Genomic DNA, 24,262 nt, shown 5'->3' on the forward strand with positions numbered 1-24,262 from the left:
CTACGCCTCCTCCGCAACGGTCGCACGCGCTTCCGTCTTTTTCGAACGGATGCGCACCAGGGCCAGGATCGCCAGGCCAGTAACCATCACCACGGCGATCTCGCCCAGCGTATCGAGGCCGCGGAAATCGACGATGATGACGTTCACGACGTTGCGGCCATGCGCGATCGTCTTGGAATAGGTGCTGAAGAACTGCGACAGCCGGTCGTCGAACGGCAATTGCGTCACCTTCAGGAGCAGTAGTGCGAAGCCCGTGCCGCACGCGGCGGCAATTGTCATGTCCAGCAGCTTCTGCCCGCGCGGCCGGTGGTCGGAGGGCGCAAGCCTGAGCCGCGTCATCACCAGGGCCAGGATCACCACCGAAAGCGTCTCGACCATGAACTGGGTGAATGACAGGTCCGGCGCGCCAAAGAGCATATAGAGCAAGGCGACGGCAAATCCCTGGATGCCGAGCGAGACGATCGCAGTCAGGCGGCTGCGCGCCTGAACAACCGCCGCCACGCCGATCACGGCAATGGCCAGAACGCCCCATTCGTAGAAACGGAAGTCCGGCAGGCTGGGGACATCAGGCAGTTCATCGAACAGCACCATCGGCAACAACAGCGCTGTTGCCACCGCAATGAATGTCACCGTCATGTAGATGTCGAGGCGGCCATTGTGGATGATGCGGGTCACACCCGTTGCGAGCCGCAACAGGCCGCGCAGCGTCTGGTCGAAACCTTGATCCGGTCCCCAGCCGATAGCCTTGAGTGCGCCAGCCATCGCGGCGCGCAGACCGTTCTGCGCCAGATAAGCTGCAATTCCCAATGCTATCGTTACGACGGACAGAAGCAGGGGCAGACCAAGATGCGGCACCACGGAAATCTGCACATCGATCGCCTTGCCGGCCACTGCACTCGCCGTCGGCGACGATAGCAGGCGATGCGCCAGCGGGAATGCCAGCGACAGGCCAAGACCTGACAAGCCCAGAACCATCGGCCCGAGCCACAGCGCCAGCGGCCCCTCATGGGCCGGTTTCGGGGTCTTGATCGCAGCGCCCAGGAACGGCTTCAGCGCGACGACGAAAGCCACGGCGAACATCAGGGCGTTGCCGACAACGACCACCGGCAGAGCTATGCCATTCCAGGCATATGACGAGCCAAGTGCCGCGTAGATCTCTTCCTTGGCGAGGAACCCGAAGAACAAAGGTGCGCCGCCCATGGACAATGCGGCCATCAAAGCTGCTGCGAACGTAATAGGCATGGCGCGGCGCAGGCCGCCCAGCTTGGTTACATCGCGGGTACCCGCTTCATGGTCGATCAAGCCAGCGACCATGAAAAGCGCGCCCTTGAACATCGAATGTGCGATCAGATAGAGCGCCGCCGCCTCGACCGCCTTGTCCGATCCAAGGCCAGTCAACATCACCAACAGGCCGAGCGAGGCTACGGTGGTGTAGGCAAGCATCAGTTTGAGATCGGTCTGCCTGACAGCGAGCAGCGTGCCTATGGCAAGCGTTGTTCCGCCAAACAGCGGCAGGATCGTTTCCCAGGCCGTGGTATCGCCCATGACCGGGTTGAGGCGCATCACCAGATAGACGCCGGCCTTCACCATCGTTGCGGAATGCAGATATGCCGAAACCGGTGTCGGTGCCTCCATGGCGTTGGGCAGCCAGAAGTGGAACGGAAACTGCGCCGATTTGGTGAAGGCGCCGCCGAGCACCAAAACCAGCGCTGCGAGATAGAGCGGGCTGTTGCGCAAGACGTCGCCGGAACCAAGCAGCGCCGAAAGCTCATTCACATCAGTCGCTTGTGCGATCACCAGAAGTCCTGCGAGCAGCGAAAGCCCGCCCAAGCCGGTCACCAGCAGCGCCTGCAACGCCGCGCGCCGCGAGGCTTCTCGCGCATGATCGAAACCGATCAAAAGGAACGAGGTGATCGACGTCAGTTCCCAATAGACAAACAGCATCAGGAACGAATCCGAGACCACCAGCCCCAGCATTGCGCCCATGAACAGCAGGATGAACGAGAAAAAACGCCCCTGTTGCGGGTGTCCTTTGAGATAGCCGCCGGAATAGATGACGATCAGCGTGCCGATGCCTGAGATCAGCAGCGCGAAGGTCAAGGACAGGCCGTCGAGATACCAGGAAAATCTCAGACCAAGGCTGGGCGCCCAGTCAAACCCGTTTGAAACAGCAATTCCGGAACTCACCGTTTCGAGCATTCCGGCGAAATGCACGAATACAAGCAATGGAACCGCAGCGAGCAGCCAGCCGGCATTGTGTTTCATCACGCGGGTCAGAAGCGGAGCAAGGAGCGCGCCGACAAATGGCAGCATGAGGATAAGGAAGGTCAGCGGACGGGCCCTCTTTGCATCTCACGTCATTACCGCTAGGGGCATAGACGCCCAGCAACGCGGGGGCAAGCCACAACCGATCTTGTCAACGACTCGTGTCGCCGCTGCCTCTTGTCGCAAGAGTTGGATGGGCCTCCCCTTCGGCAGATCAGACGAACAATGCAACTCTGCCCTTGAACCTGCCCTGATCGGCGTGTTCATTCGCCATTCGAGATTCATCTTATGCGAGACGCAATGACCAGACCTGCCATTTTCGCCGATATCGCCGCTCCCTCGACGGAGCGCCGGCCCGTTTCCGACACCCATCACGGCATCACCCGCACCGACGAATATGCCTGGCTGCGTGCCGACAACTGGCAGGAAGTGTTCCGCGACCCGACCCTGCTCGATCCGGCGATCCGCAGCCACCTCGAAGCGGAGAACGGCTACCAGGCCGAACTGATGGCGGATACCACTGACCTCAGGAAGACGCTTTTCGAGGAAATGAAAGGCCGCATCAAGGAGGACGATTCCTCTGTGCCGATGAAGGACGGCCCCTTCGCCTACGGCTCGTCCTACAAGAAGGGCGGCGAGCAGCCGCGCTATTTCCGCATTCCAAGCGAAGGCGGCCCAGAGGACATCATTCTCGATGGCGACAAGGAAGCCGAAGGCCATGCCTATTTCCGTTTGGGCGGGCTCGACCACTCATCGGACCATGCCCGCCTGATCTGGGCGTTCGACGACAAGGGATCTGAGTTCTACACCCTGCGTGTTCGCGACCTGTCAAACGGCAACGACCTCGGTGACATCGTCGGTGATACCGGCGGCTCGGGTGTGTGGGATGCCGCCAATGCCGGTTTCTTTTATTCCCGTCTCGACCCCAACCATCGCCCGTCCAAAGTTTTGTACCATGAGCTTGGCACCGACGCCGCTTCCGACCGGCTGATCTATGAAGAAACCGATCCCGGCTTCTTCATGAATGTCGGCGGCACGCGCGCCAACGACTGGATCATGATTTCGATCAGCGATCATGAGACCTCGGAATACCGTCTCTTCCCGGCCACCGATCCCCTCGCCGCGCCGAAGCTTGTGGCGGCGCGCGAGATCGGGCTGCAATACGATCTCGAAGAAGGCGGCGACATCTTCTTCGTTTTGACTAATGCCGACGGTGCCAAGGACTTCAAGATCATGACCGCGCCGGTCAACGATCCGGTCCGCGCCAACTGGAAGGAACTGGTCGCCCACGAGCCGGGCCGCCTCATTCTGTCGGTCATCGGCTTCAAGGATTTCATGATCCGCCTCGAACGCAAGGAAGGCCTGCCGCGCATCGTCGTGCATGAGCGCGCCACCGGCGCCGAGCACCACATCTCCTTCCCCGAAGAGGCATTTTCGCTCGGGCTGTCGGGCTCGTATGAGTACGACACCGACATGATGCGGTTTTCCTATTCGTCGATGACCACCCCGACACAGCTGTTCGACTACAACATGCGGACGCGCGAACGGGTTCTGCTCAAGACCCAGGAAGTGCCTTCGGGCCACAATGCCGAAGACTACGTCACCCGCCGCCTGATGGCCCCTGCTCCTGACGGCGAACTCGTGCCGATCTCGCTGATTCACCATCGCGACACACCACTCGATGGCACCGCACCTTGCCTGCTCTACGGCTACGGCTCCTATGGCATCGCCATTCCGGCGGCGTTCAATACCAACTGCCTGTCGCTGGTCGACCGTGGCTTTGTCTATGCCATCGCCCATATCCGTGGCGGTAAGGACAAGGGCTACGCCTGGTACGACGACGGCAAACGCGAAAACAAGGCCAACACCTTCACCGACTTCATCGCCACGGCCCATCACCTGGTCGCGGAGCGTTACACCTCGCACGACCGCATCGTCGCGCAAGGTGGCTCGGCCGGTGGCATGCTGATGGGTGCGGTCGCCAACATGGCGCCGGAAGCCTTTGCCGGCATCATCGCCGAAGTGCCCTTCGTCGACGTGCTGACCACCATGCTCGACGACACCTTGCCGTTGACGCCACCGGAATGGCCCGAATGGGGCAATCCGATCGCCTCGGAAGCGGACTACAAGACCATCGCTGCCTACTCGCCTTACGACAATGTCGCCGCCCTCGACTATCCGCCGATCCTGGCGGTCGCGGGCCTGACCGATCCGCGCGTCACCTATTGGGAGCCGGCCAAATGGGCGGCACGCCTGCGTGAGCGCAAGTCGGGCAACAGTCCGGTATTGTTCAAGATCAACATGGATTCCGGCCACGCCGGCGCTTCAGGGCGCTTCTCGCGGCTGGAGGAAGTCGCGTTCAACTACGCCTTTGCCTTGAAGGTGGTCGGGCGCGCCTAGCGACTGCAAAGGGAGCCGGCGGTCGCAATGGCCGCCGGCTCTCGCTCAACCGGCCGGCTTCGGCTGCTGCGCCGGGTAGCCATTGGCGTGCCCGGGAATAGCCTTGAGATAAGCGGCGATCGCCGCGCGGTCTTCGGCGGTCAGCCTGGCCATGTTCTTTTGCACTTCGACCATCGTTCCACCGACCGAATCGAATTCCGGGGTGAAGCCGGTTTCGAGATAGCTGGCGATATCGCCTTCCGACCAGCCGCTTATGCCGCGCCCTTCCGGCGTGATGTTGGGCACGACACCGTCGCCTTCGGCAGCTTTTGCGCCGGCCAGCCACTGGGCCTTCTCAGTCCCGCCGGCAAAGCTGCGCGGCGTATGGCATTCGCCGCAATGCCCCGCCCCTTCCACAAGTTCGCGCCCATGCAGGACCTTTTCCGGTGTGCCGTCGGTCAATGCGACGACAGGCGCATCGCTGAGGTAAAGCTGCTTCCAAAGCCCCACCCCTCGGCGGATGTTGAATGGAAATACAAGATTGTGGTCAGGCGCCTTGCCGGCCACCGGCGGCAGCGTCTTCATGAAGGCGTAGAGGTCGACGACATCAGCCGGCTTCATGCGGGCGTACGACGCATAGGGGAATGCCGGGTAAAGATGCTGCCCTTCGCGCGCCACGCCCTTGAGCATCGCATTGGCGAAGTCTTCGAGTGACCACGCGCCGATACCGTCTTTAGGATCAGGGGAAATGTTCGGAGCCACAAAGGTGCCGAATTGCGTCTTGAGTTCGACGCCGCCCACAAGCTGCAAACGCGCGTCGCCCTCGGATTTTGGCTTGGCGTGGCAGGAGGCGCAGCCACCCGCATCAAAAATGCGCTGGCCTCGGGTCGCGTCACCGCTTCCCAACGCCGCCAAGGTCTCCGGTCCCAATTTCTCGGGAACCGTCAGCCACCAGACAGCCGCGGCCCCGGCGCCGCCAAGCGCCAGAGCCGTGATCGCGAGTTTCCTGAAAACAGCCATCCGCTAAGGGTCAGCCCTTCTTCACACGGAACGCCTCGTGGCAAGTGCCACAGGTCTGGCCAATCGCACCGACCTGCGCTTTCAGCGCATCGAGATCCTGGGCGGGATTTGCCACCGCCGCGGCCGTGACAGCCTTGAACTTGTCGACTTGAGCCTGGAATCCAGCGGGATCCTCCCAGATTTTCGGGGAGGCGGTCGTGTCGCCCTTGTCGCTGCCGGCAGGGAATGACGCGGCAACGTCGATCTTCTGGACATTGTTGTTGAGGGCCGTCAATGCCGCCAGAACGGCGGCTGCGTCGAACGGGGTTTCACCCTTCACCATCTTCACCAGCGTGCCGACATCCTTGGCATTTTCCTTCATGACCGCCTGGCGATCGGCAATCACGTCGGCAAATGCTGCAGTAGTAGCAAGCGCAAGCGCTGCAACGGTAAATACGAGCTTTCTCATAAGGTCCTCTCCGGGTTGCGATATGCTGCCTAGGGCCAACGGGGAAACTGGCCGAATTCGTCCCGATATTCTCCTCACGCTTCCGTGATCTGGGCGGTTAATTTCCCTGCGCCTCCCGAAACGAAAAAAGCCCCGGACATGCCGGGGCTTTCCTCGTTCAATAATTATGCTCAGGCCTTTTCGTACAGCTCGAGCACGTAGTCCCAGTTGATCAGGCTGTCGACAAACGCCTCGAGGTATTTCGGGCGGGCGTTGCGATAGTCGATGTAATAGGAATGCTCCCAGACGTCGACGCCGAGAATCGGGGTCGCGCCGTGGACGAGCGGGTTTTCGCCATTCGCGGTCTTAGAGATGGCGAGCTTGCCATCCTTGACCGACAGCCAGGCCCAGCCCGAACCGAACTGGGTCGTGCCAGCTGCGATCAGATCCGCCTTGAACTTGTCGTAGCCGCCGAGATCGGCGTCAATCGCCTTCTGCAGCGCGCCGGGCAGCTTGGTGCCGCCGCCGCCCTTTTTCATCCACTTCCAGAAGTGGACGTGGTTGTAATGCTGGGCAGCGTTGTTGAACAGGCCGGCATTCTTGCCGAACGACTGCTTCACCACCTCTTCCAGCGACAGCTTGTCCATGCCTGCTTCCGCAGCCAGCTTGTTGCCGTTGTCGACATAGGCCTTGTGGTGCTTGTCGTGGTGATATTCGAGCGTTTCCTTCGACATGAAGGGCTGCAGCGCCTCGTAGTCGTAGGGCAATTCGGGCAATTCAAAAGCCATGGATCATACTCCCTTGCTGGCAATTTCGCGGCATGACTATGCCGTCTACAGATAGGTCGTCATCATCGTGAGACAACAGATGAGAGGCGCTGTTTTTTCTTGCTACACTCAGGCCTTAGCAGTCGAGTGCGCCCACTCCCAATATAGCTCGCGCGATTTTTTTGCTACCGGTCCCGGCTGCAGAATTCGATCTTCGATGCGCGTGACCGGAACGACCTTGGAATGGTTGCCGGTGGAGAAGATTTCGTCGGCTTCAAGGAATTCGCGCACCGACAGCGTCTTTTCGACGACCGTAACGCCCTGCGAGGCAAGAAGCGAGATGGTGCGGCTGCGCGTGATTCCGGAAAGGAAAGTTCCATTAGGTGCTGGTGTGAACACCTGGCCGTTCTTGACCAGGAAGATGTTGGACGAGCCTGTCTCGGCGACATTGCCCAGCATGTCGAGCACCAGGGCGTTGTCGAAACCGCGCATCTTGGCTTCGAGGATCGCCCGGCCGTTGTTCGGATAAAGACAGCCTGCCTTGGCATTGGTCGGCATGGTTTCCATGCTCGGGCGGCGGAAGGGCGACAGGCCGATCGAAAATCCCGTCGGTGGCTGCATGGGCGATTCGTACAGGCACAGGCAGAACCTTGTCGAAGCCGGGTCCGCCGGCACGCCCATATAGCCGCCATGCTCGGCCCAATACATCGGCCTGATATAGACCGCCGTCTTGCCGTCGAATTTCTTCAGCCCATCCCAGGTCAGCCCGACGATCTGCTCGGGGCTCATGGTCGGCTTCAGGCCCAAGGCAATGGCCGAGGAATTGACGCGGCGCGAATGCGCTTCAAGGTCGGGCGATACCCCCTCAAACCAGCGGCCGCCGTCGAACACGCTGGAACCGAGCCACATAGCATGACTGCGCGGGCCAATGATGGCGACATTGCCCTCGTGCCAGTCGCCGTCGACAAAGGTCCATGTCGGTGATTGTGCAGCCGCCGCGAGCGTCATGATATCGTTTCCCGTCGCATCTTGTTGATCCTTGGTATGGAAGAGGCTTTGGCCCCCCTCGTCAACCAGCAAGAAGCCGAAATGTTGGAGCCAGCCGATAGTTGCGCTTGCGCTCGACGCCAAGCCGTTGGAAAACCACAGGCATGCGCCACGCCGCCTACATATTCGATGCCTATGGCACGTTGTTCGACGTGCATGCGGCCGTTCGTCGCCATGCCGCCGACATCGGACCCGACGGCCAGCTTCTGTCGGAGATATGGCGGGCCAAGCAGCTCGAATATTCCTGGGTTCGCACGCTGATGGGCGCCTATATCGACTTCTGGCAGCTCACCGAGCAAGCACTCGACTTCGCCTTCCGAAAAGTACCCTCGGTCGACCCGGCGTTGCGAGCCAAGCTGCTCGACGCCTACTGGCGGCTCGACTGCTATCCGGAGGTGCCTTCGGTTCTGCGCAACCTGAAGGAAAATGGGGCGCGGCTTGCGATCCTCTCCAATGGTTCGCCCGCCATGCTCGAAGCCGCTGTGCGCTCGGCCGGGCTCGACCTGATCCTCGATGAAGTGTTTTCCGTCGACAGTGTGCGGCGCTTCAAGACGGACCAGTCGGTCTACGATCTCGTCGCCAGCAGCTGGCGCCTCTACCCGCAAGCGATGTCGTTCCAGTCGTCCAATCGCTGGGACATTGCAGGTGCCGCGAAGTTTGGTTGCCGCACCGTCTGGATCAATCGCTCCGACCAGCCGGACGAGTATCGGGACTTCCCGCCCTCGCTGATCCTGCCGTCGCTGGAAGGTTTAGTTACAATTGGTTAGCTAACCTTAGGTCAGCATTGTTGCCATAACGCAACAGTGATTGGCCTGTCACGGCTTCGCCATGCTTTGTCCACCCTAAGGTCAGAATTAGGCCCGCCTATCGGCACGAGCGTTAAGGGGGACGCAGTCAGTTTCCTTTAAATCCACCATTTCTTTCGAACTGGAATCCTAGATCGCAACCATGCCCACATTCATTGATTCGTCCCGCCCGCTCAGCCGGCGCGGCTTTCTAAACTTGGCAGCGGCAGGCGCTGCCACAGCAGCGCTTTCCGCCTGCTCGACCGTCAGCGGAGGCAGCACGATCGTCGGTGCCCCGGTGATGGTACCGCCACCGCCAGCACCACCGGCCATTGACCCCGCCTTCGGCGACTACGTCAACATGTATGCCCCCGTCAGCGACGAGGGTTATGACGTTCCCGGCATCCCGATGAAGAAGGTGAAGCCCCAGTTCCTTCGCCAGATCGTCGCCGATCCGACCGGCGAGCGTCCAGGCACGCTCGTCGTCGACACCTCGACACACTACCTCTACCTGGTTCGCGAGAATGGCGAAGCAATCCGCTACGGCGTCGGCCTCGGTCGCGCCGGCTTTGCCTGGTCGGGCCGCGCCGTTATCCAGTGGAAGCGCAAATGGCCGAAGTGGACGCCGCCGGACGACATGATCGGCCGCGATCCGAAGCTTGAGAAATACAGCGTCCGCAACGGTGGCATGGCGCCCGGCCTGAACAACCCGCTCGGCGCGCGTGCGCTCTACATCTTCCAGAACAACGAAGACACGCTCTACCGTGTCCACGGTTCGCCGGAATGGTGGACGATCGGCAAGTCGGTGTCGTCGGGCTGCGTGCGCCTGATGAACCAGGACATCATCGATCTTTACGATCGCGTGCCCTCCAAGACGCCGATCCTGGTCACCAGCGGCCTCGGCATGGCCTGATCAGTTCTAATGGCGGCGCGTCCATGACGCGCCGCCTCAAGCCTATCTTTTCAGACTTCCTAGAATTCCGCGAACCAGCGCGCGACCAACCGACGAGCCGACAGAGCGCACCACCGACTTGAGGGCCGCCTCGGTCACAGACTGACGGTTGGACGTCCGCGGCCTTGGCGCGTTGCCTGTCGTGCGACCACCCGCTGACGTCGTGCTGCCGCTATCATTGCCGAAGCCGGGGATGGTCCATCCGCCGCCACCGGTATTCGCCTGCTGCGCTTGTTCCTGCGCCTTTTGTGCGTCGAGCGCCTTCTTCTGCAACATTTCGAATGCCGACTCGCGGTCGACAGTCTGGTCGTACTGCCCGGCCACCGGGCTTTCGTTGATCAGCTTCCGGCGCTCCTCAGGCGTGATCGGTCCAAGCCGCGACGCCGGCGGACGGATCAGCGTTCGCTGCACCATCGACGGAACACCCTTGGCCTCGAGCGTCGACACCAGCGCCTCGCCGGTGGCCAGCTGGGTGATTGCCTTGGCGCAATCAAAATCCGGGTTCGGGCGGAAGGTGTCCGCCGCCGTCTTGACCGCCTTCTGCTCGCGCGGTGTGTAGGCGCGCAGTGCGTGCTGGACGCGGTTGCCCAGTTGCGCCAGCACGGTTTCGGGAACATCGAGCGGGTTCTGGGTGACGAAATAGACGCCGACGCCCTTGGAGCGGATCAGGCGGACGACTTGCTCGACGCGGTCGACAACGATCTTGGGGGCTTCGTCAAACAGCAGATGCGCTTCGTCGAAGAAGAACACCAGCTTCGGCTTGTCGGGATCACCGATTTCCGGCAGCACTTCAAACAGTTCGGAGAGCAGCCAGAGCAGGAAGGTTGCGTAAAGCCGCGGGTTCATCATCAGCTTGTCGGCGGCAAGCACGTTGATCGCGCCGCGCCCGTCGCGCGTGGTGCGCATGATGTCGGAAATCTTCAACGCCGGCTCGCCGAAGAAATGGTCGCCGCCCTGCTGTTGCAGCACCAGCAGCGAACGCTGGATCGCGCCGACCGACGGCCTGGTGACATTGCCGTAGCGCGCGCCGATTTCTTCGGCACGCTCGGCGACGTTGGCGAGCAACGCCTGCAGATCCTTCATGTCGAGGAGCAGCAGCCCCTCCTCGTCGGCGATGCGGAAGGCGATGTTGAGCACGCCTTCCTGCGCGTCGGTGAGGTTCATCAGCCGCGACAGCAGCAGCGGGCCCATCTCCGAGACGGTTGCGCGGATTGGATGGCCCTGCTCGCCGAAAAGATCCCAGAAGATCACAGGGAACTCCTGGAATTCGTAAGGATCAAGCTTGATCGCCTGGGCACGGGCGGTGAGGAAATCCTTGGCTTCGCCCATCATGGCGATGCCAGAAAGATCACCCTTGATGTCGGCGCAGAACACCGGAACGCCGGCGTTGGAAAAACCCTCGGCCAGGATCTGCAGCGTCACCGTCTTGCCGGTGCCGGTGGCGCCGGTGACGAGGCCATGGCGATTGCCGTATTTCAGCAGCAGCTCTTCCGGCCGCTGGTAGCTGTCGTCCGGCTTGCGGCTGGCCCCAATGAAAATGCTTTCGTCCTGCGCCATGGGCTGTCTCTCCGGCAACGGCAATGCTCTTTTCGACCGCATCGGCGATCACATGAAAGGTATAGTGGGGGCGCTGCGGTGCGACAATGGCGCTCGGCCAAAATGAGCTACGCGAGCCGACATGCCAATCGATAGCGAACCCATCCTACTTGCCGTCAAAAGCTTGTCTTGGATGGCCGCGCTTCATATGTTATACGCAAGTTATAACATGGAGACGCAGCCATGAACGTGACCGTTCGCAAAATCGGAAATTCGGAAGGTGTCATCCTGCCGAAGGAAGTGCTCGAAAGGCACAATCTGAGAGCCGGCGATACGCTGGAGATAGTCGAATCCAAGGACGGCCTGACCCTGAAGCCGACCGACGACGTGTTCGAGCGACAGATGGAGGCGGCAGGCAAATTTATGGACAAGTACAAGGTCGCGCTTCAGAAGCTCGCCGAATGAGCCCGTTGTTTCTGACACGACGGGTGGTTGAGGCAATGCACGCGGAGCAGTTGCGTCGACACGGGGGAGCAAATGGCCTCCGCGATGAAAATGCGCTGGAGTCGGCACTTGCCCGCGCCGAAAACAAACTCGCCTATGGTGATCCTTCGATCATCGAACTGGCGGCAGCCTATCTCTTCGGAATCGCGCGCAATCATGCCTTCGTCGACGGCAACAAACGCACAGCGATCGTGGCTGCGGGTACATTCCTGGCAGTAAACGGCTACGAACTGACAGCCGACGACGGGGCGCTCTATTTGTTTGTCATGGGCGTCGCTGCCGGCGAGATCGATGAGGCAGGTGCGGTCGCTTTCTTCCGCGACCACACGGTGCCGATCGAAGCCTAACTGAGTTCGACGATTTCCCACTCGTGTCCGTTGACGGATGCGACCTCACCGACAGACTTGCCGAACAGCGCAATCGCCATTGGCGAGGCATGGGAGATACGGCCGCTGGCTGCGTCAGCCTCGTCTTCGCCGACAATCTGCCAGACGTTGCGCTTGCCCTTGTCATCCTCGACCACGACCTTCATGCCGAAGCGGACAACGGTGCTGTCAGGCTCGGGAATCGAAACTTCGGCTGTTTCCCGGCGGGACTGCCAATAGCGCAGGTCGCGCGACACGGTCGCGATGCGCTCGCGGTCGGCATCGGCTTCCGCCTTGGCAAGATCCTCGCGCAAGCTCGCAAGCTGGGCCTCGATATGGGCCAGCCCCTGCTCGGTTACGAGATTTCGCGACGCACTGACCGGGCGCTCGCCAATGTCAGCGATCACATTTTCACTGTCGTCTTCACGGGTGAAAGCTCTGCTCATGAACTGAACCTAGGTGTTCGTTGCTCCGATAACAAGCCAGCTCATCTGGCCGGTCAATTAAGCTTTTAGGCCAAATGCAGAGGTTGGTCGAAGTGAGGCAACCTCAATCCCGTTCCAGTTCCTCAGCACCGGCCTGGCCGCCTTGTTCAAACGGCCCGCCAACGCCCGGTCATCCGCCAAAAGCCTGGCCAGGACCGCCGCGATCATGACCTCGGCAGCCCTACCCGCGCCGTCGTCGCATTTGAGCGCGATGCCGAACCCAAGTTCCGGCACGGCCGCGCAGAAAACGCCCTCGGCGCCGACCTTGACGAAGATCCGTCCGGGTGCAGCCTGCATCAACTCCGTATCTGCCCTGTCGGTTCCAGCGACGAGAAAAGGTTCGGCCATGCAGGCAGACATCAGCCGCCGCGCCGCTTTGGCCCGCTCCGCTCCAAGGCCATTCCCGGTGACCATGCGCGCGAAGCCAAGGGCCAAGTTTTGCAGCGGCACGGCAAATGTCGGGATCGAACAGCCATCGGTGCCCCGGTTGGTCTCGTTGTGCGGAGCCCCTGTCACGGCTTCCATCGTCTCGCGGATCATCTCCTGGAAACGATGTTCTGGCCGGACATAGCCCTGATGCGCGATGCCGAGATGGTGGCAGGTGCAGACGAAACCGGCATGCTTGCCCGAGCAATTGTTGTGCAGCGCGCTCGGCGAAGCTCCGGTTCGCGCCAGCGTGATCATTGCAGCCTGGTTCGAGGGCCAGTGGGCGCCGCATTCGAGCGCATCAGCCTCAAAGCCGGCCTTGGCGAGCATGGCTTTGGCGAGTTCGGCATGAGCCACCTCGCCGGAATGCGAGGAGCAGGCAAGCGCCAGTTCACGCTCGCCGAAGCCATATGCGTCGGCCGCGCCGCTTTCGACAAAGGGCAGCGCCTGGATCGACTTGACGGCCGAACGCGGAAACACCGGCTGGTCAGTATCGCCCATCGCGAAAACCTGTTCGCCCACACTATCGACGACGACGATCGCACCGCGGTGCACGCTTTCGACGAGTGTGCCGCGCAGCACCTCGGCCAGAACCGGATTTGTCATTGTTTTGAGAGCCTTCATGCACGTGCGGTCAAAATTCGGTCTATGTCCGCGACCTTAAGAACCGGTCCGGCATCATGAACCATCTCCCGATAGCCCGGCTGCGGGAAATCCGCCATCCACAGCGAGCGTATGGCCGTTGACGTAGCTTGCTTCGGGAGAAAGCAGGAAGGCGACAGCGGCAGCAATTTCCTCGGGCTCGGCAAGCCGCCCCGGCGGCATGTGGCGCCGGTCGATCCCGCCATTGCCGGCGGCTTCGACAGCGGTCGGCCCGGCAGCGATCGCATTGACGCGCACGCCGCGATTGCCGAACTCCAGCGCAAACACTTCGGCCATGAGCTTGAGGCCCGCTTGCGACGCGGCGACGGCGAGTTGGCCACGATGGCCACGCAGGCTGGCGACCGACCCGACATTGACGATGGATAGCGAAGCCCCCATCCGCTCAAGTGCCGCCTTGGCCGCGATGAAGGGCCCGACGAGGTTCACGTCGAGCGCTTCGCGCAGCATTTCGGCACTCGTGTCTTCGGCGCTGGCCAGTCGTCCAAATCCCGCGACCGCGACCAGCCCGCCTATGAGGCCGAGACTATCCACCACCTGGTCGAAAGCCTCGGCGACATTGTCTTCGTCGGTCGGATCGGCCTCGATGAAAACGACGTCGTCATTGCCGATGGCGTCCTCCGCGGCGGCAAGCGCCACCCCATCGCCATCGATCATCGCCACCGGCCATCCATCCGCGATCAGGCGCTCGGCCACTGCAAGGCCGACGCCCGACGCGCCACCGATGACAACGGCCGATTGCCTCATCTAATGCGGTCCAGGATCGACACGTAGTTGGCGACCGCGGCACCACCCATGTTGAAGATGCCGCCAAGCTTGGCATCCTTGACCTGGATGCCGCCGGCCTCACCCGTAAGCTGCATCGAGGTCAGCACATGCATCGAGACGCCCGTCGCTCCGATGGGATGGCCCTTTGCCTTGAGCCCGCCCGAGGGGTTGACCGGCAGGCGGCCGTCCTTGGCCGTGATGCCTTCCATCGCAATCCTGGCACCCTCGCCACGCGGCGCGAGCCCCATCGCCTCATATTCGATCAGTTCGGCGATGGTGAAGCAGTCATGCGTTTCGACGAAAGACAGGTCGTCGAGCGTCACGCCCGCCGAATTCAACGCCTTGGCCCATGCCACTTCGCAGCCCTCGAACAGAAGGATGTCGCGCTTCGACATCGGCAGGAAATCCTGCACATGCTCGTTGGCTCGGAAGGCCACGGCGCGACGCATACGCAATGCCGTTGTGCTGTCGGTCAAAACGAGTGCTGCCGCGCCATCCGAAACCAGCGAGCAGTCGGTGCGCTTCAGCGGGCCGGCGACAAAGGGGTTCTTCTCGCTCTCCTGCCGGCAGAACTCATAGCCGAAATCCTTGCGCATCTGGGCGTAGGGATTGTCGACGCCGTTCTTGTGGTTCTTGGCGGCGATCATCGCCAAGGCGTCCGACTGATCGCCATAGCGCTGGAAATAGGCCTGGGCGATGTTACCGAACACGCCAGCGAAACCGGCAGGCGTATCGCCGTCCTCCGGCAGATAGGATGCCTTGAGCAGGTTCTTGCCGATCTCGGGCCCAGGCGTCGTCGTCATCTGCTCGGCGCCGACAACCAGTACGATGCGCGAGCCAGCGTTTACCGCTCGGATGCCCTGGCGTACCGCTGCCGAACCTGTGGCGCAGGCGTTTTCGACCCGCGTTGCTGGCTTGAAGCGAAGCCGGTCATCGGCCTGCAGAACAAGGCTCGCGGTGAAATCCTGGGCGGAGAAACCGGCGTTGAAATGGCCAAGCACGATCTCGTCGACATCGTCGGGGCCGATGCCTGCGTGCTCGAGCGCCTCGCTGGCGACCTTGGTGATGAGGCATTCGAGCGTCTCGCCCTCAAGCTTGCCGAAACGCGAATGCGCCCAGCCAACGATGCACGCGGTCATTTCTGCCTCCAATCGCAGGGCGCATGTTGCGCCATTTCAGGGGTGAATCCAACGCCCCTATTAAGTTCAATATTGAACAGATTCCTTCCACTTTCAACGTCGGAAATAGGGCATTGGGCGGCGGAGTTTTTATTGATTGATGGCTCAATTAAAAATAAGTTCGGCAATGGAGGAACCTGAATGCCCAAGATCGGAATGGAGCCGTTGCGCCGCAAGGCGCTGATCGACGCGACGATCTCGGCGATCGGCGAACGCGGCACGCTCGACGTGACCATGTCCGAGATTGCCGGACGTGCCGGCGTGTCCGCCGCACTGGCGCATCATTATTTCGGCGCCAAGGAAGACCTGTTGCAGGCAACCATGCGCTATCTGCTGTCCGAACTGAATGCCGATTGCCGCACAGCGCTCAAGGCAAGCGCCACCCCACGCGCCCGGGTTTCCGCCGTCATTTCGGTCAACTTCTCCGAAAAGCAGTTCCAACCTGAGACGATCGCCGCCTGGCTCGCCTTTTACGTCGAGGCGCAAAAGTCGCCTGCCTTGCGCCGCCTTCTCAAGGTTTACGCGCGGCGCCTGCATTCCAATCTGATGAGCGGGCTATCGGCCCTTCTGCCGCGTTCGGAGGCGGAGCGGGTCGCTGAAACCACAGCCGCGCTGATTGATGGGCTCTACATTCGCCGGGCGCTCAAGGACGGCGTGCCGGATGCGACGACCGCCGCAGCACTGATCGAGGACTATCTCGAAACGAAACTCGCTGACGCAAAGGCTAGCTGATGACGGAGCGGCCCAACATCCTGATCGTCATGGTCGACCAGTTGGCCGGGACTTTCTTTCCCGACGGCCCGGCCGATTTTCTGCATGCACCGCACCTCAAGGCGCTGGCCGCGCGCTCGGCGCGCTTCCGCAACAACTACACCGCCTCGCCGCTTTGCGCGCCCGGCCGTGCCAGCTTCATGACGGGGCAGCTGCCCTCGCGCACCCAAGTCTACGACAACGCCGCCGAATTTGCCTCGTCGATCCCGACCTACGCCCATCATCTGCGCGCCGCCGGCTATCACACCTGCCTGTCTGGAAAGATGCACTTTGTCGGCCCCGACCAGTTGCACGGCTTCGAGGAGCGGCTGACCACCGACATCTACCCGGCCGATTTCGGCTGGACGCCTGACTATCGCAAGCCGGGGGAGCGCATCGACTGGTGGTATCACAATCTCGGCTCGGTCAGCGGCGCCGGTGTCGCCGAGACCACCAACCAGATGGAATATGACGACGAGGTCGCCTTCCACGCAACGCAGAAGCTTTACGACTTCGCCCGCGTATCGGATCAGGCCGAGCGCCGGCCATGGTGCCTGACCGTCTCCTTCACCCATCCGCACGACCCCTATGTCGCGCGGCGGCAATACTGGGACCTCTACGAGGATTGCCCTGCGCTTGATCCCGAGGTCGGCTTCATCGCAGCCGAGCAGCAGGACCCGCATTCACAGCGGCTCTACCACGCCAGCGACTATGCCAGCTTCGACATCACGCCGGAGCAGGTGCGCCGCTCCAGGCGCGGCTACTTCGCCAACATCTCCTATCTCGACGACAAGGTCGGCGAACTCGTCTCTGTGTTGGAACGCACGAGGATGCTCGACGACACGATCATCCTGTTTTGCTCCGATCATGGCGACATGCTCGGCGAGCGTGGCCTGTGGTTCAAGATGTGCTTCTTCGAGGGTGCGGCGCGGGTACCGCTGATGATCGCAGGCAAGGGCATTCCGGCAGGATTGATCGAAGCGCCGACCTCCAATCTCGACGTGCTGCCGACGCTGTGCGATCTCGCTGGCATCGACCTTGGCGCGATCATGCCCTGGACCGACGGCCAGTCACTTGTCCCCTTGATCCATGGCGAACAACGCACCGCTCCGGTGTTGATGGAATATGCCGCCGAGGGCTCTTACGCCCCGCTGGTGGCGATCCGCGAAGGCCGCTTCAAGTTCGTCCATTGCGAGATCGATCCGCCGCAACTGTTTGATCTGGAATCGGATCCGCTCGAACTCACCAACCTCGCCGCCGACCCGGTTCATGCCGATTTGGTCGCCACTTTCACAGCGAAGGTGCGGGCGCGCTGGGACATGTCGGCCTTCGACGCGGCGGTTCGCGAGAGCCAGGCACGGCGCTGGCTCATCTACCCCGCGCTCCGCAACGGCACCTACTCTCCTTGGGAATTCCAGCCCATGCAGAAGGCTTCCGAGCGCTACATGCGCAACCACATGGATCTCAACGTGCTCGAAGAGAGCAAGCGGTTTCCGCGAGGCGAATGATGACCAAGACGACCGTTCCCACACTCGACCACCTCAGGCAGGCATACGCCGAAACCTCCAAGGCGACGCAGCTGACGCCGCTGCTGGAGTCGGCGGCACTCGCCCGCGAAACCGGTGCCAGCCGCGTCTTCGTCAAGGCGGAGTCGCTGCAATGGGCCGGCTCGTTCAAGGCGCGCGGCGCCTATTGGCGGCTGAAGAAGCTCTCAGGCGAAGAAGCTCGTCGCGGCGTTGTCGCCTATTCCTCCGGGAATTTCGCCCAAGGGCTGGCCGCAGCCGGCCAGGCGCTTGGCATCCCGGTCACCATAGTCATGCCGATCGATGCGCCAGCCGCCAAGCGCGAGGCGACCAAGGGTTATGGCGCGCGCGTTGTGCTCACCGACCATGGCGACAGCGCCCGCGAGGAAGTTGCGTCGGCCAAGGCGCGCGAGATATCGGAGACCGAAGGTCTCGTTCTGCTCCATCCCTTCGACGACCCCGAGATTGTCGCCGGCCAGGCAGGAGCCGGCCTCGAAGCGCTCGAGCAACTGGCCGCCAAGGGCGTCAGCGCCAACATCGTGCTTTGCCCGGTCGGTGGCGGCGGGCTGATCGGCGGTGTGGCCCTCGCCTTCCACTATCTGTCGCCTGAAACCCAGGTGTTTGCCGTCGAGCCGGAAGGCTTCAACGGCATGGGTACTTCGCTGGCCCATGGTGCCCAGGAGACCATGCCACTCGGGCCGAAATCCATCTGCGACGGGTTGATGGCGCGCCGGCCCGGCGATGCGCCCTACGCTGCCGTCACCACCGCCGGCGTGCGCGGCCTGGCCGTCGACGATGCTGCCGTGCGGCGCGCCATGAAGGTCGCCTTCGAACGGCTCAAGCTGGTGCTCGAACCCTCCGGCGCCTCGTCGCTCGCCGCGCTCCTTGAAAAGAAGGTCGATGTGTCAGGCAAGACTGTCCTCCTCATAGCCACCGGCGGCAACGTTTCGCTCGCCGATTTCATGGTCCATGTGAACAATGCTTGAAGCAGATTTTGTCATCATTGGCTCCGGCTCGGCCGGCGCGGCCATGGCCTATCGCCTGTCCGAGGACGGCAAGCACTCGGTGATCGTCATCGAATATGGCGGCACCGATTTCGGCCCGCTGATCCAGATGCCGTCGGCACTGTCGTACCCGCTCAACATGAGCCGCTACGACTGGGGCTACTCCAGCGAGCCTGAGCCGCATCTCGGCGGACGCGTGCTCGCCACCCCGCGTGGAAAAGTGCTCGGCGGGTCATCCTCGATCAACGGCATGGTCTATGTCCGCGGCCACGCCCACGACTTCGACCATTGGGCCGAGCAAGGTGCCGCCGGCTGGAGCTATGCCGACGTGCTGCCCTACTTCAAGCGCATGGAGCACGCCAAGGGTGGCGAGGACGGCTGGCGCGGCACCAAGGGGCCGCTGCACATACAGCGCGGCCCGCGCAAGAACCCGCTCTATCAGGCCTTCGTCGAGGCCGGCCAGCAGGCCGGTTTCGAGATGACCGAGGACTACAATGGTTCGAAGCAAGAAGGCTTCGGCGCCATGGAGCAGACAATCCACCATGGCCGGCGCTGGTCGGTCGCCAACGCCTATCTCAGGCCGGCGCTGAAGCGTGGAAATGTCCGTATTGTCAATGGCTTCGCCCGGCGTGTGGTGATCGAGAATCAACGCGCAATCGGCGTCGAGATCGAAGTTCGCAAAAAGATTCAGGTTGTTAAGGCACGACGTGAAGTGATCGTCGCTGCCTCCTCGATCAACTCGCCGAAGCTGCTCATGCTGTCGGGTATCGGTCCTGCGGCGCACCTTAGGGCGCATGGCATCGACGTGGTCGCCGACCGGCGCGGCGTCGGCCAGAACCTGCAGGACCATATGGAGCTCTACATCCAGCAGGAGGCGACCCAGCCGATCACCTTGCACTCGGTGTTCAACCCGTTCTCCAAGGCGCTGATCGGCGCTGAATGGCTGCTGTTCAAGACCGGGCTTGGCGCGACCAACCATTTTGAGGCGGCGGCCTTTGTGCGCTCGAAAGCCGGTGTCGACTATCCCGACATCCAGTTCCACTTCCTGCCGGCAGCCGTGCGCTATGACGGTAAGGCGGCGGCCAAGTCGCACGGCTTCCAGGCCCATGTCGGGCCGATGCGTTCCAAGTCGCGTGGCGCGATCACGCTGCGGTCGAACGATCCATGGGCCAAGCCGGAGATCCGCTTCAACTACATGTCCCATCCAGACGATTGGGCTGACTTCCGCCACTGCATTCGGCTCACCCGCGAGATCTTTTCGCAATCCGCCTTCGATCCGTTCCGCGGGGCCGAGATCTCGCCGGGCAAAAACGTGGAGACCGACGAGCAGCTCGACACTTTCATCCGCGAACATTCGGAAAGCGCCTACCACCCGTGCGGCACTTGCCGCATGGGCCGCGCCGACGACCCGACAAGCGTCGTCGATCCCGAATGCCGGGTCATCGGGGTCGATGGGCTCAGGGTCGCCGACTCCTCGATCTTCCCGAGGGTGACCAACGGCAACCTCAATGGGCCTTCAATCATGACCGGCGAAAAGGCCGCCGACCACATACTTGGCCGCACGCCGCTTGCCCCGTCCAACCAGGAACCCTGGATCAATCCGCGCTGGCAGGTCTCAGACAGATAGAGCATCATCCGGCCCGACCGGATATGACCGCCACGACATGCACAAATTGGAGCCACGAATGCGCGCCCAACCCAAAGCCTCGCACTATGTAAACGGCCGCTTCGTCGACGATGAACGCGGCGCGGCCATCCCGGTCATCTACCCGGCAACTGGCGAGGTGATCGCCTCGCTGCACTCGGCCACCGCCAACATCATCGAGCTCGCCGTCGAAGCCGCGCGCGCCGCCCAACCGGCCTGGGCACGGCTGAAGCCGGTCGAGCGCGGCCGCATCCTGCGCCGCGCCGCCGACATATTGCGCGCTCGCAATGCCGAATTGTCGCGGCTGGAAACGCTCGACACCGGCAAGCCGATCCAGGAAACGCTGGTGGCGGACGCCGCCTCTGCAGCCGACTGCCTTGAATATTTCGCTGGCGCGATCGCCGCCTTCAACGGCGAATATGTCGATCTTGGCGGCCCCTTCGCCTACACCAAGCGCCAGGCACTTGGCGTCTGCGTCGGCATCGGCGCATGGAACTATCCGATCCAGGTTGCCGGCTGGAAGTCGGCGCCCGCGCTCGCGATGGGCAACGCCATGGTATTCAAGCCGTCCGAAAACACACCGCTTTCTGCGCTCGCCCTTGCCGAGGTCTATTCGGAGGCCGGCCTTCCCGACGGACTGTTCAATGTGGTGCAAGGCTATGGCGACGTCGGCGCGGCACTTGCCTCGCATGAAGCTGTCGACAAGATTTCGCTGACAGGCTCGGTACCGACTGGCAAGAAGGTCCTGGCGCTCGCTGGTTCGCATATGAAGCACGCGACGATGGAACTGGGCGGCAAGTCGCCGATCATCGTCTTCGACGATGCCGACCTCGAAAACGCCATTGGCGGCGCCATGCTCGGCAACTTTTACTCGACGGGCCAGGTCTGCTCGAACGGCACCCGCGTCTTCGTCCAGAAGGGCCTGCACGACCGCTTCGTCGAGCGTCTGGTCGAGCGCACCAAAACCATCCGCATCGGTGATCCACTCGACCCCGACACCCAGATGGGCCCACTCGTCAACAAGTCGCAGCACGACAAGGTCACCGACTACATCGCCGTCGGCAAGGCCGAAGGTGCCACGCTGCAGACCGGTGGCGGCGTGCCTTCGCTGCAGGGGTTCGAGGGTGGCTTCTTCGTCGAGCCGACAGTCTTCACCAGCGTCACCGACAACATGCGCATCGCCCGCGAGGAGATTTTCGGACCAGTGATGAGCGTGCTGTCTTTCGACAGCGAAGACGAGGTCATTCAGCGTGCCAACGACACCGAATTCGGGCTTGCCGCCGGTGTCTTCACCAGGGACTTGCCCCGCGCCCATCGCGTCATTGCCGAGCTTCAGGCCGGAACCTGCTGGATCAACACCTACAATCTGACGCCGGTGGAAATTCCCTTCGGCGGCTTCAAGCAGTCGGGCATCGGCCGCGAAAACTCGCTTGCTGCCCTCCAGCATTACTCCCAGCTCAAGTCGGTCTATGTCGAGACCGGCGACGTCGCGAGCCCGTACTGACCCCTCCAACTGAGCCGGCTATGCGACCGGTTCAGTTGGCGAATTCTTCGGTCTTGTCGAGATACTGCGTCAGCGCCGTCACCAGATGATAAAAGATGCTGGCAGGAACTTCCTTGGCGAGCGAGCGGCCGCGCTCGTCGATCTGGTCGATCCACAGCCCCTGAGGTGCCGGGTCGATGTGCCAGCGGAACAGGCGACCGACACGTGCTTCGATCTCGGGCTTGAGGTCAGGCCCGCCGGTGCCGTCAAGCGCGACAGCTGCCTTGATCGCCTCGGTCTGTGGCCAACTGCGCGAGATGTTGTCGAGCGGCAGCCCCTGCCGCGACACCGCCCCATAGGCCAGCCCCGTCGCGCGGTTGAGGCCATTGGCGATGGCTGAGGCATAAAGCTTGCGGCCGTAAGCGACCAGATCCTTCTGGCCGCTCTTGTCGGCGAAATCGACAAGCAGCGACGCCCATTCGAAATGATGCCCGGGCTCGGTCCATTGCCCCTTCTCGCCGGGTGCTGGATGCCAGTCGCGGTCGAAGAACTCGCCCAATGTCCAGCTGTCGACCTCGAAGAAATGACTGCGGAACAGGTCGATGATACGAGCCGCGCGGCGCAGATATGCACGGTCGCCTGTTACCGCATGCCAGGCCAGGAACGCTTCCAGAAGATGCATATGCGGGTTGGATCGCCGCACACCTTCTCCATCGGGGCTTTCAAGGAAGCCGGTTAGTCTCTCGTCTTCGAGATGCTGGTCGAGGAAGGCGAATGTCTCGGTCGCGAGGCCCAGCGCCTCCTTGTTGCCGGAGCGATGGGCATGGGCAAGCGCCAGCAGAACGCAGGCATGATCGTATGCATCCTCGAGCGGATCGGCGACACTGCCGTCGGGGTTCAGCGTACGCACCCAGCCACCGCGCTCGGTGCGCCCCTTGTCGGCCATGAAGCGGATGCCGTGATCGATCAACGCATCGGCCCGGCCGCCCCAGCCGCGCTGCTTGGCGACTGAAAAGGCGTAGACCTGGCGCGCCATGGTGCGCATGCGCTTGGGCTTGGCAAGCGGCCGCCCATCGAAACCGAGCGCCTCGTGGAAACCACCGAAATGATCATCGACGCCTGCGGTCGACCACAGCGGCAGTGTTTCCTCTAGAAGCCAATGCTGCACCCGCCGGCGCCAGGCGCCATTCGCCAAAACGCGGCCATGTGCGGGGGTGAACTTGGTCTCCAGTCGCCCGCTCTTTTCGAGCTGCTCGACGATCTTCTTGACGTTTTGGCTATGGCTGACAGGTGCGACGAATGTCGCGTCCGAAGTCGACACGATGGCCACGTCCTTGAGGCCGATCGCCGACAGCAGCCGGCCTTCGCCCCTGAGATAGGAATTCTCGCAGTCGATGGCGACGACGTCGCCGACAATCACGTTGCCATCCTTGTCGGAGGGGCTGACATCAAGCAGCGACTGCCACGAACCGAGATCGTTCCAGCGGAAGCTCGCCGGCACCATGGCGATACCGCTGGTGCGTTCCATGATCGCATAGTCGATCGAAATCGAGGGGATCCCGGCATAAAGCTCCAACGGCATGTAGACGCCGGAGAGGTCGCTGGTCGCCGCCTTGAACGCCGCTTCGGCACCTTGCCAGATTTCCGGCTGATGCTTGAGGAAGGCGTCGCGCATCGCGCTCGCCTTGAACAGGAAAATACCGGCGTTCCAGAAGAAATTGCCTGCCGCAAGATACCCTTCGGCTGTGGCAAGGTCCGGCTTTTCGACAAAGCGGGTGACATCGGAAACACCGCCGCTTTCGCCGCCGACTTCGATGTAGCCGTAACCGGTCTCAGGCGTCGCCGGCTTGATGCCGAACACGACAAGGCGCCCCGCATTGGCAGCTGGTACGCCGCGCTCGACCGTATCCCAGAACTGGCGCTGGGTGGAAATCTCATGATCAGATGGCACCACCAAAACGATGCCGTCGCCATAAGCCTTGAGCGTTTGCAGCGCAGCGATTGCCACTGCTGCTGCCGTGTTTCGTCCCGTCGGCTCGAAGATCGCGCCGCCGCCGGAAAGATCAATTGCCGCCAGATCGGCACGGACGCGCGCCGCGTGACGTTCCGAGGCAATCAGATAGATCGGCGTCTCGCCCTGGTCGCGCGCAGCCAGGCGCTTCAGCGTCTTGACCAGCATCGAGCCGTCGCCGGACAGGTCGTGGAACTGCTTGGGATTGTCTTCGCGCGACAGCGGCCACAGCCGCGAGCCAACGCCGCCGCTCATGACAAAACTGACGATCCGTTCAGCCAT

General features: G+C 62.2%; 21 protein-coding genes. 10 read left to right on the forward strand and 11 right to left on the reverse strand.

Features of this window, described 5'->3' with window-relative positions:
- Positions 1 to 2,319, reverse strand: coding sequence for a putative monovalent cation/H+ antiporter subunit A (locus tag AC1RTB_RS18210; protein WP_492880309.1), 2,319 nt, complete (start codon positions 2,317 to 2,319; stop codon positions 1 to 3).
- Positions 2,320 to 2,565: 246 nt separating this feature from the next.
- Between AC1RTB_RS18210 and AC1RTB_RS18215 the strand changes: the two genes are divergently transcribed.
- A complete protein-coding gene (locus AC1RTB_RS18215; RefSeq protein ID WP_492880132.1) occupies positions 2,566 to 4,665 on the forward strand; it encodes a S9 family peptidase in 2,100 nt (699 codons plus the stop codon).
- Between the two features lie 45 nt (positions 4,666 to 4,710).
- Here AC1RTB_RS18215 and AC1RTB_RS18220 read toward each other — a convergent pair whose 3' ends face one another.
- The 4 genes from AC1RTB_RS18220 to AC1RTB_RS18235 all read right to left on the reverse strand — a co-directional run bounded on the left by AC1RTB_RS18220 (position 4,711) and on the right by AC1RTB_RS18235 (position 7,866).
- A complete protein-coding gene (locus tag AC1RTB_RS18220) occupies positions 4,711 to 5,664 on the reverse strand; it encodes a cytochrome c (RefSeq protein ID WP_492880131.1) in 954 nt (317 codons plus the stop codon).
- 10 nt (positions 5,665 to 5,674) lie between these two features.
- Entirely contained in the window at positions 5,675 to 6,112 is a 438-nt protein-coding gene (locus AC1RTB_RS18225; RefSeq protein ID WP_492880130.1) for a c-type cytochrome, read from the reverse strand.
- 170 nt (positions 6,113 to 6,282) lie between these two features.
- Complete coding sequence (locus tag AC1RTB_RS18230; protein ID WP_492880129.1) at positions 6,283 to 6,879, reverse strand: superoxide dismutase; 597 nt, start codon at positions 6,877 to 6,879, stop codon at positions 6,283 to 6,285.
- A 108-nt stretch (positions 6,880 to 6,987) separates the two neighbouring features.
- Entirely contained in the window at positions 6,988 to 7,866 is an 879-nt protein-coding gene (locus tag AC1RTB_RS18235) for a branched-chain amino acid aminotransferase (RefSeq protein ID WP_492880128.1), read from the reverse strand.
- 143 nt (positions 7,867 to 8,009) lie between these two features.
- On the opposite strand from AC1RTB_RS18235, the gene AC1RTB_RS18240 reads away from it, so the two are divergent.
- Positions 8,010 to 8,672 (forward strand): haloacid dehalogenase type II, encoded by a 663-nt coding sequence (locus AC1RTB_RS18240; protein WP_492880127.1) that lies wholly within the window; start codon positions 8,010 to 8,012, stop codon positions 8,670 to 8,672.
- Between the two features lie 181 nt (positions 8,673 to 8,853).
- Positions 8,854 to 9,603: a L,D-transpeptidase gene (locus AC1RTB_RS18245; RefSeq protein WP_492880126.1), complete on the forward strand. Its 750-nt coding sequence runs from the start codon at positions 8,854 to 8,856 to the stop codon at positions 9,601 to 9,603.
- 42 nt (positions 9,604 to 9,645) lie between these two features.
- On the opposite strand, the gene AC1RTB_RS18250 is transcribed toward AC1RTB_RS18245, so the two are convergent.
- Positions 9,646 to 11,199, reverse strand: a complete 1,554-nt coding sequence (locus AC1RTB_RS18250) for a helicase HerA-like C-terminal domain-containing protein (RefSeq protein WP_492880124.1) — start codon at positions 11,197 to 11,199, stop codon at positions 9,646 to 9,648.
- Positions 11,200 to 11,421: 222 nt separating this feature from the next.
- On the opposite strand from AC1RTB_RS18250, the gene AC1RTB_RS18255 reads away from it, so the two are divergent.
- Both AC1RTB_RS18255 and AC1RTB_RS18260 read left to right on the forward strand, forming a co-directional pair.
- Complete coding sequence (locus AC1RTB_RS18255; RefSeq protein WP_492880123.1) at positions 11,422 to 11,643, forward strand: AbrB/MazE/SpoVT family DNA-binding domain-containing protein; 222 nt, start codon at positions 11,422 to 11,424, stop codon at positions 11,641 to 11,643.
- Positions 11,640 to 12,029 (forward strand): type II toxin-antitoxin system death-on-curing family toxin, encoded by a 390-nt coding sequence (locus AC1RTB_RS18260; RefSeq protein WP_492880122.1) that lies wholly within the window; start codon positions 11,640 to 11,642, stop codon positions 12,027 to 12,029. The genes AC1RTB_RS18255 and AC1RTB_RS18260 overlap by 4 nt, the downstream gene beginning before the upstream one ends.
- On the opposite strand, the gene AC1RTB_RS18265 is transcribed toward AC1RTB_RS18260, so the two are convergent.
- The 4 genes from AC1RTB_RS18265 to AC1RTB_RS18280 form a co-directional block, all read right to left on the reverse strand.
- Positions 12,026 to 12,493, reverse strand: a complete 468-nt coding sequence (locus tag AC1RTB_RS18265; RefSeq protein WP_492880120.1) for a GreA/GreB family elongation factor — start codon at positions 12,491 to 12,493, stop codon at positions 12,026 to 12,028. The two genes, AC1RTB_RS18260 and AC1RTB_RS18265, sit on opposite strands and share 4 nt — an antisense overlap.
- A gap of 57 nt (positions 12,494 to 12,550) precedes the next feature.
- The gene (locus AC1RTB_RS18270) at positions 12,551 to 13,564 is read right to left on the reverse strand and encodes an asparaginase (RefSeq protein WP_492880119.1); all 1,014 of its coding nucleotides are present in this window, start codon (positions 13,562 to 13,564) and stop codon (positions 12,551 to 12,553) included.
- Between the two features lie 72 nt (positions 13,565 to 13,636).
- Complete coding sequence (locus AC1RTB_RS18275) at positions 13,637 to 14,365, reverse strand: SDR family NAD(P)-dependent oxidoreductase (protein WP_492880118.1); 729 nt, start codon at positions 14,363 to 14,365, stop codon at positions 13,637 to 13,639.
- A complete protein-coding gene (locus tag AC1RTB_RS18280; protein WP_492880117.1) occupies positions 14,362 to 15,525 on the reverse strand; it encodes an acetyl-CoA acetyltransferase in 1,164 nt (387 codons plus the stop codon). Before AC1RTB_RS18280 ends, AC1RTB_RS18275 begins: the two co-directional genes overlap by 4 nt.
- Before the next feature lie 180 nt (positions 15,526 to 15,705).
- Here AC1RTB_RS18280 and betI point away from each other — a divergent pair, with 180 nt between their 5' ends.
- Genes betI through betB form a run of 5 tightly spaced genes read left to right on the forward strand, consistent with a single transcriptional unit; the run spans position 15,706 to position 21,990 of the window.
- Positions 15,706 to 16,296: a transcriptional regulator BetI gene (betI, locus tag AC1RTB_RS18285; protein WP_492880116.1), complete on the forward strand. Its 591-nt coding sequence runs from the start codon at positions 15,706 to 15,708 to the stop codon at positions 16,294 to 16,296.
- Complete coding sequence (betC, locus tag AC1RTB_RS18290) at positions 16,296 to 17,822, forward strand: choline-sulfatase (protein ID WP_492880115.1); 1,527 nt, start codon at positions 16,296 to 16,298, stop codon at positions 17,820 to 17,822. Before betI ends, betC begins: the two co-directional genes overlap by 1 nt.
- Positions 17,822 to 18,823 (forward strand): threonine/serine dehydratase family protein, encoded by a 1,002-nt coding sequence (locus AC1RTB_RS18295; RefSeq protein ID WP_492880114.1) that lies wholly within the window; start codon positions 17,822 to 17,824, stop codon positions 18,821 to 18,823. The genes betC and AC1RTB_RS18295 overlap by 1 nt, the downstream gene beginning before the upstream one ends.
- Positions 18,816 to 20,468, forward strand: coding sequence for a choline dehydrogenase (betA, locus tag AC1RTB_RS18300; RefSeq protein WP_492880113.1), 1,653 nt, complete (start codon positions 18,816 to 18,818; stop codon positions 20,466 to 20,468). The genes AC1RTB_RS18295 and betA overlap by 8 nt, the downstream gene beginning before the upstream one ends.
- 58 nt (positions 20,469 to 20,526) lie before the next feature.
- Positions 20,527 to 21,990, forward strand: coding sequence for a betaine-aldehyde dehydrogenase (gene betB / locus AC1RTB_RS18305; RefSeq protein ID WP_492880112.1), 1,464 nt, complete (start codon positions 20,527 to 20,529; stop codon positions 21,988 to 21,990).
- 31 nt (positions 21,991 to 22,021) lie between these two features.
- Here betB and AC1RTB_RS18310 read toward each other — a convergent pair whose 3' ends face one another.
- On the reverse strand, positions 22,022 to 24,262 hold the full coding sequence (locus AC1RTB_RS18310; protein WP_492880111.1) for a mannose-1-phosphate guanylyltransferase/mannose-6-phosphate isomerase: 2,241 nt from the start codon (positions 24,260 to 24,262) through the stop codon (positions 22,022 to 22,024).

Source organism: Aminobacter sp. GW821-FHT11F06, from assembly GCF_058808215.1.

Excerpts from the sequence above, each read along its gene's own strand:
- AC1RTB_RS18215 (WP_492880132.1), top strand. The coding sequence starts at position 2,566 with ATGACCAGACCTGCCATTTTCGCCGATATCGCCGCTCCCTCGACGGAG.
- AC1RTB_RS18220 (WP_492880131.1), bottom strand. The coding sequence starts at position 5,664 with ATGGCTGTTTTCAGGAAACTCGCGATCACGGCTCTGGCGCTTGGCGGC.
- AC1RTB_RS18225 (WP_492880130.1), bottom strand. The coding sequence starts at position 6,112 with ATGAGAAAGCTCGTATTTACCGTTGCAGCGCTTGCGCTTGCTACTACT.
- AC1RTB_RS18230 (WP_492880129.1), bottom strand. The coding sequence starts at position 6,879 with ATGGCTTTTGAATTGCCCGAATTGCCCTACGACTACGAGGCGCTGCAG.
- AC1RTB_RS18235 (WP_492880128.1), bottom strand. The coding sequence starts at position 7,866 with ATGACGCTCGCGGCGGCTGCACAATCACCGACATGGACCTTTGTCGAC.
- AC1RTB_RS18240 (WP_492880127.1), top strand. The coding sequence starts at position 8,010 with ATGCGCCACGCCGCCTACATATTCGATGCCTATGGCACGTTGTTCGAC.
- AC1RTB_RS18245 (WP_492880126.1), top strand. The coding sequence starts at position 8,854 with ATGCCCACATTCATTGATTCGTCCCGCCCGCTCAGCCGGCGCGGCTTT.
- AC1RTB_RS18250 (WP_492880124.1), bottom strand. The coding sequence starts at position 11,199 with ATGGCGCAGGACGAAAGCATTTTCATTGGGGCCAGCCGCAAGCCGGAC.
- AC1RTB_RS18255 (WP_492880123.1), top strand. The coding sequence starts at position 11,422 with ATGAACGTGACCGTTCGCAAAATCGGAAATTCGGAAGGTGTCATCCTG.
- AC1RTB_RS18260 (WP_492880122.1), top strand. The coding sequence starts at position 11,640 with ATGAGCCCGTTGTTTCTGACACGACGGGTGGTTGAGGCAATGCACGCG.
- AC1RTB_RS18265 (WP_492880120.1), bottom strand. The coding sequence starts at position 12,493 with ATGAGCAGAGCTTTCACCCGTGAAGACGACAGTGAAAATGTGATCGCT.
- AC1RTB_RS18270 (WP_492880119.1), bottom strand. The coding sequence starts at position 13,564 with ATGACAAATCCGGTTCTGGCCGAGGTGCTGCGCGGCACACTCGTCGAA.
- AC1RTB_RS18275 (WP_492880118.1), bottom strand. The coding sequence starts at position 14,365 with ATGAGGCAATCGGCCGTTGTCATCGGTGGCGCGTCGGGCGTCGGCCTT.
- AC1RTB_RS18280 (WP_492880117.1), bottom strand. The coding sequence starts at position 15,525 with ATGACCGCGTGCATCGTTGGCTGGGCGCATTCGCGTTTCGGCAAGCTT.
- betI (WP_492880116.1), top strand. The coding sequence starts at position 15,706 with ATGCCCAAGATCGGAATGGAGCCGTTGCGCCGCAAGGCGCTGATCGAC.
- betC (WP_492880115.1), top strand. The coding sequence starts at position 16,296 with ATGACGGAGCGGCCCAACATCCTGATCGTCATGGTCGACCAGTTGGCC.
- AC1RTB_RS18295 (WP_492880114.1), top strand. The coding sequence starts at position 17,822 with ATGACCAAGACGACCGTTCCCACACTCGACCACCTCAGGCAGGCATAC.
- betA (WP_492880113.1), top strand. The coding sequence starts at position 18,816 with ATGCTTGAAGCAGATTTTGTCATCATTGGCTCCGGCTCGGCCGGCGCG.
- betB (WP_492880112.1), top strand. The coding sequence starts at position 20,527 with ATGCGCGCCCAACCCAAAGCCTCGCACTATGTAAACGGCCGCTTCGTC.
- AC1RTB_RS18310 (WP_492880111.1), bottom strand. The coding sequence starts at position 24,262 with ATGGCTGAACGGATCGTCAGTTTTGTCATGAGCGGCGGCGTTGGCTCG.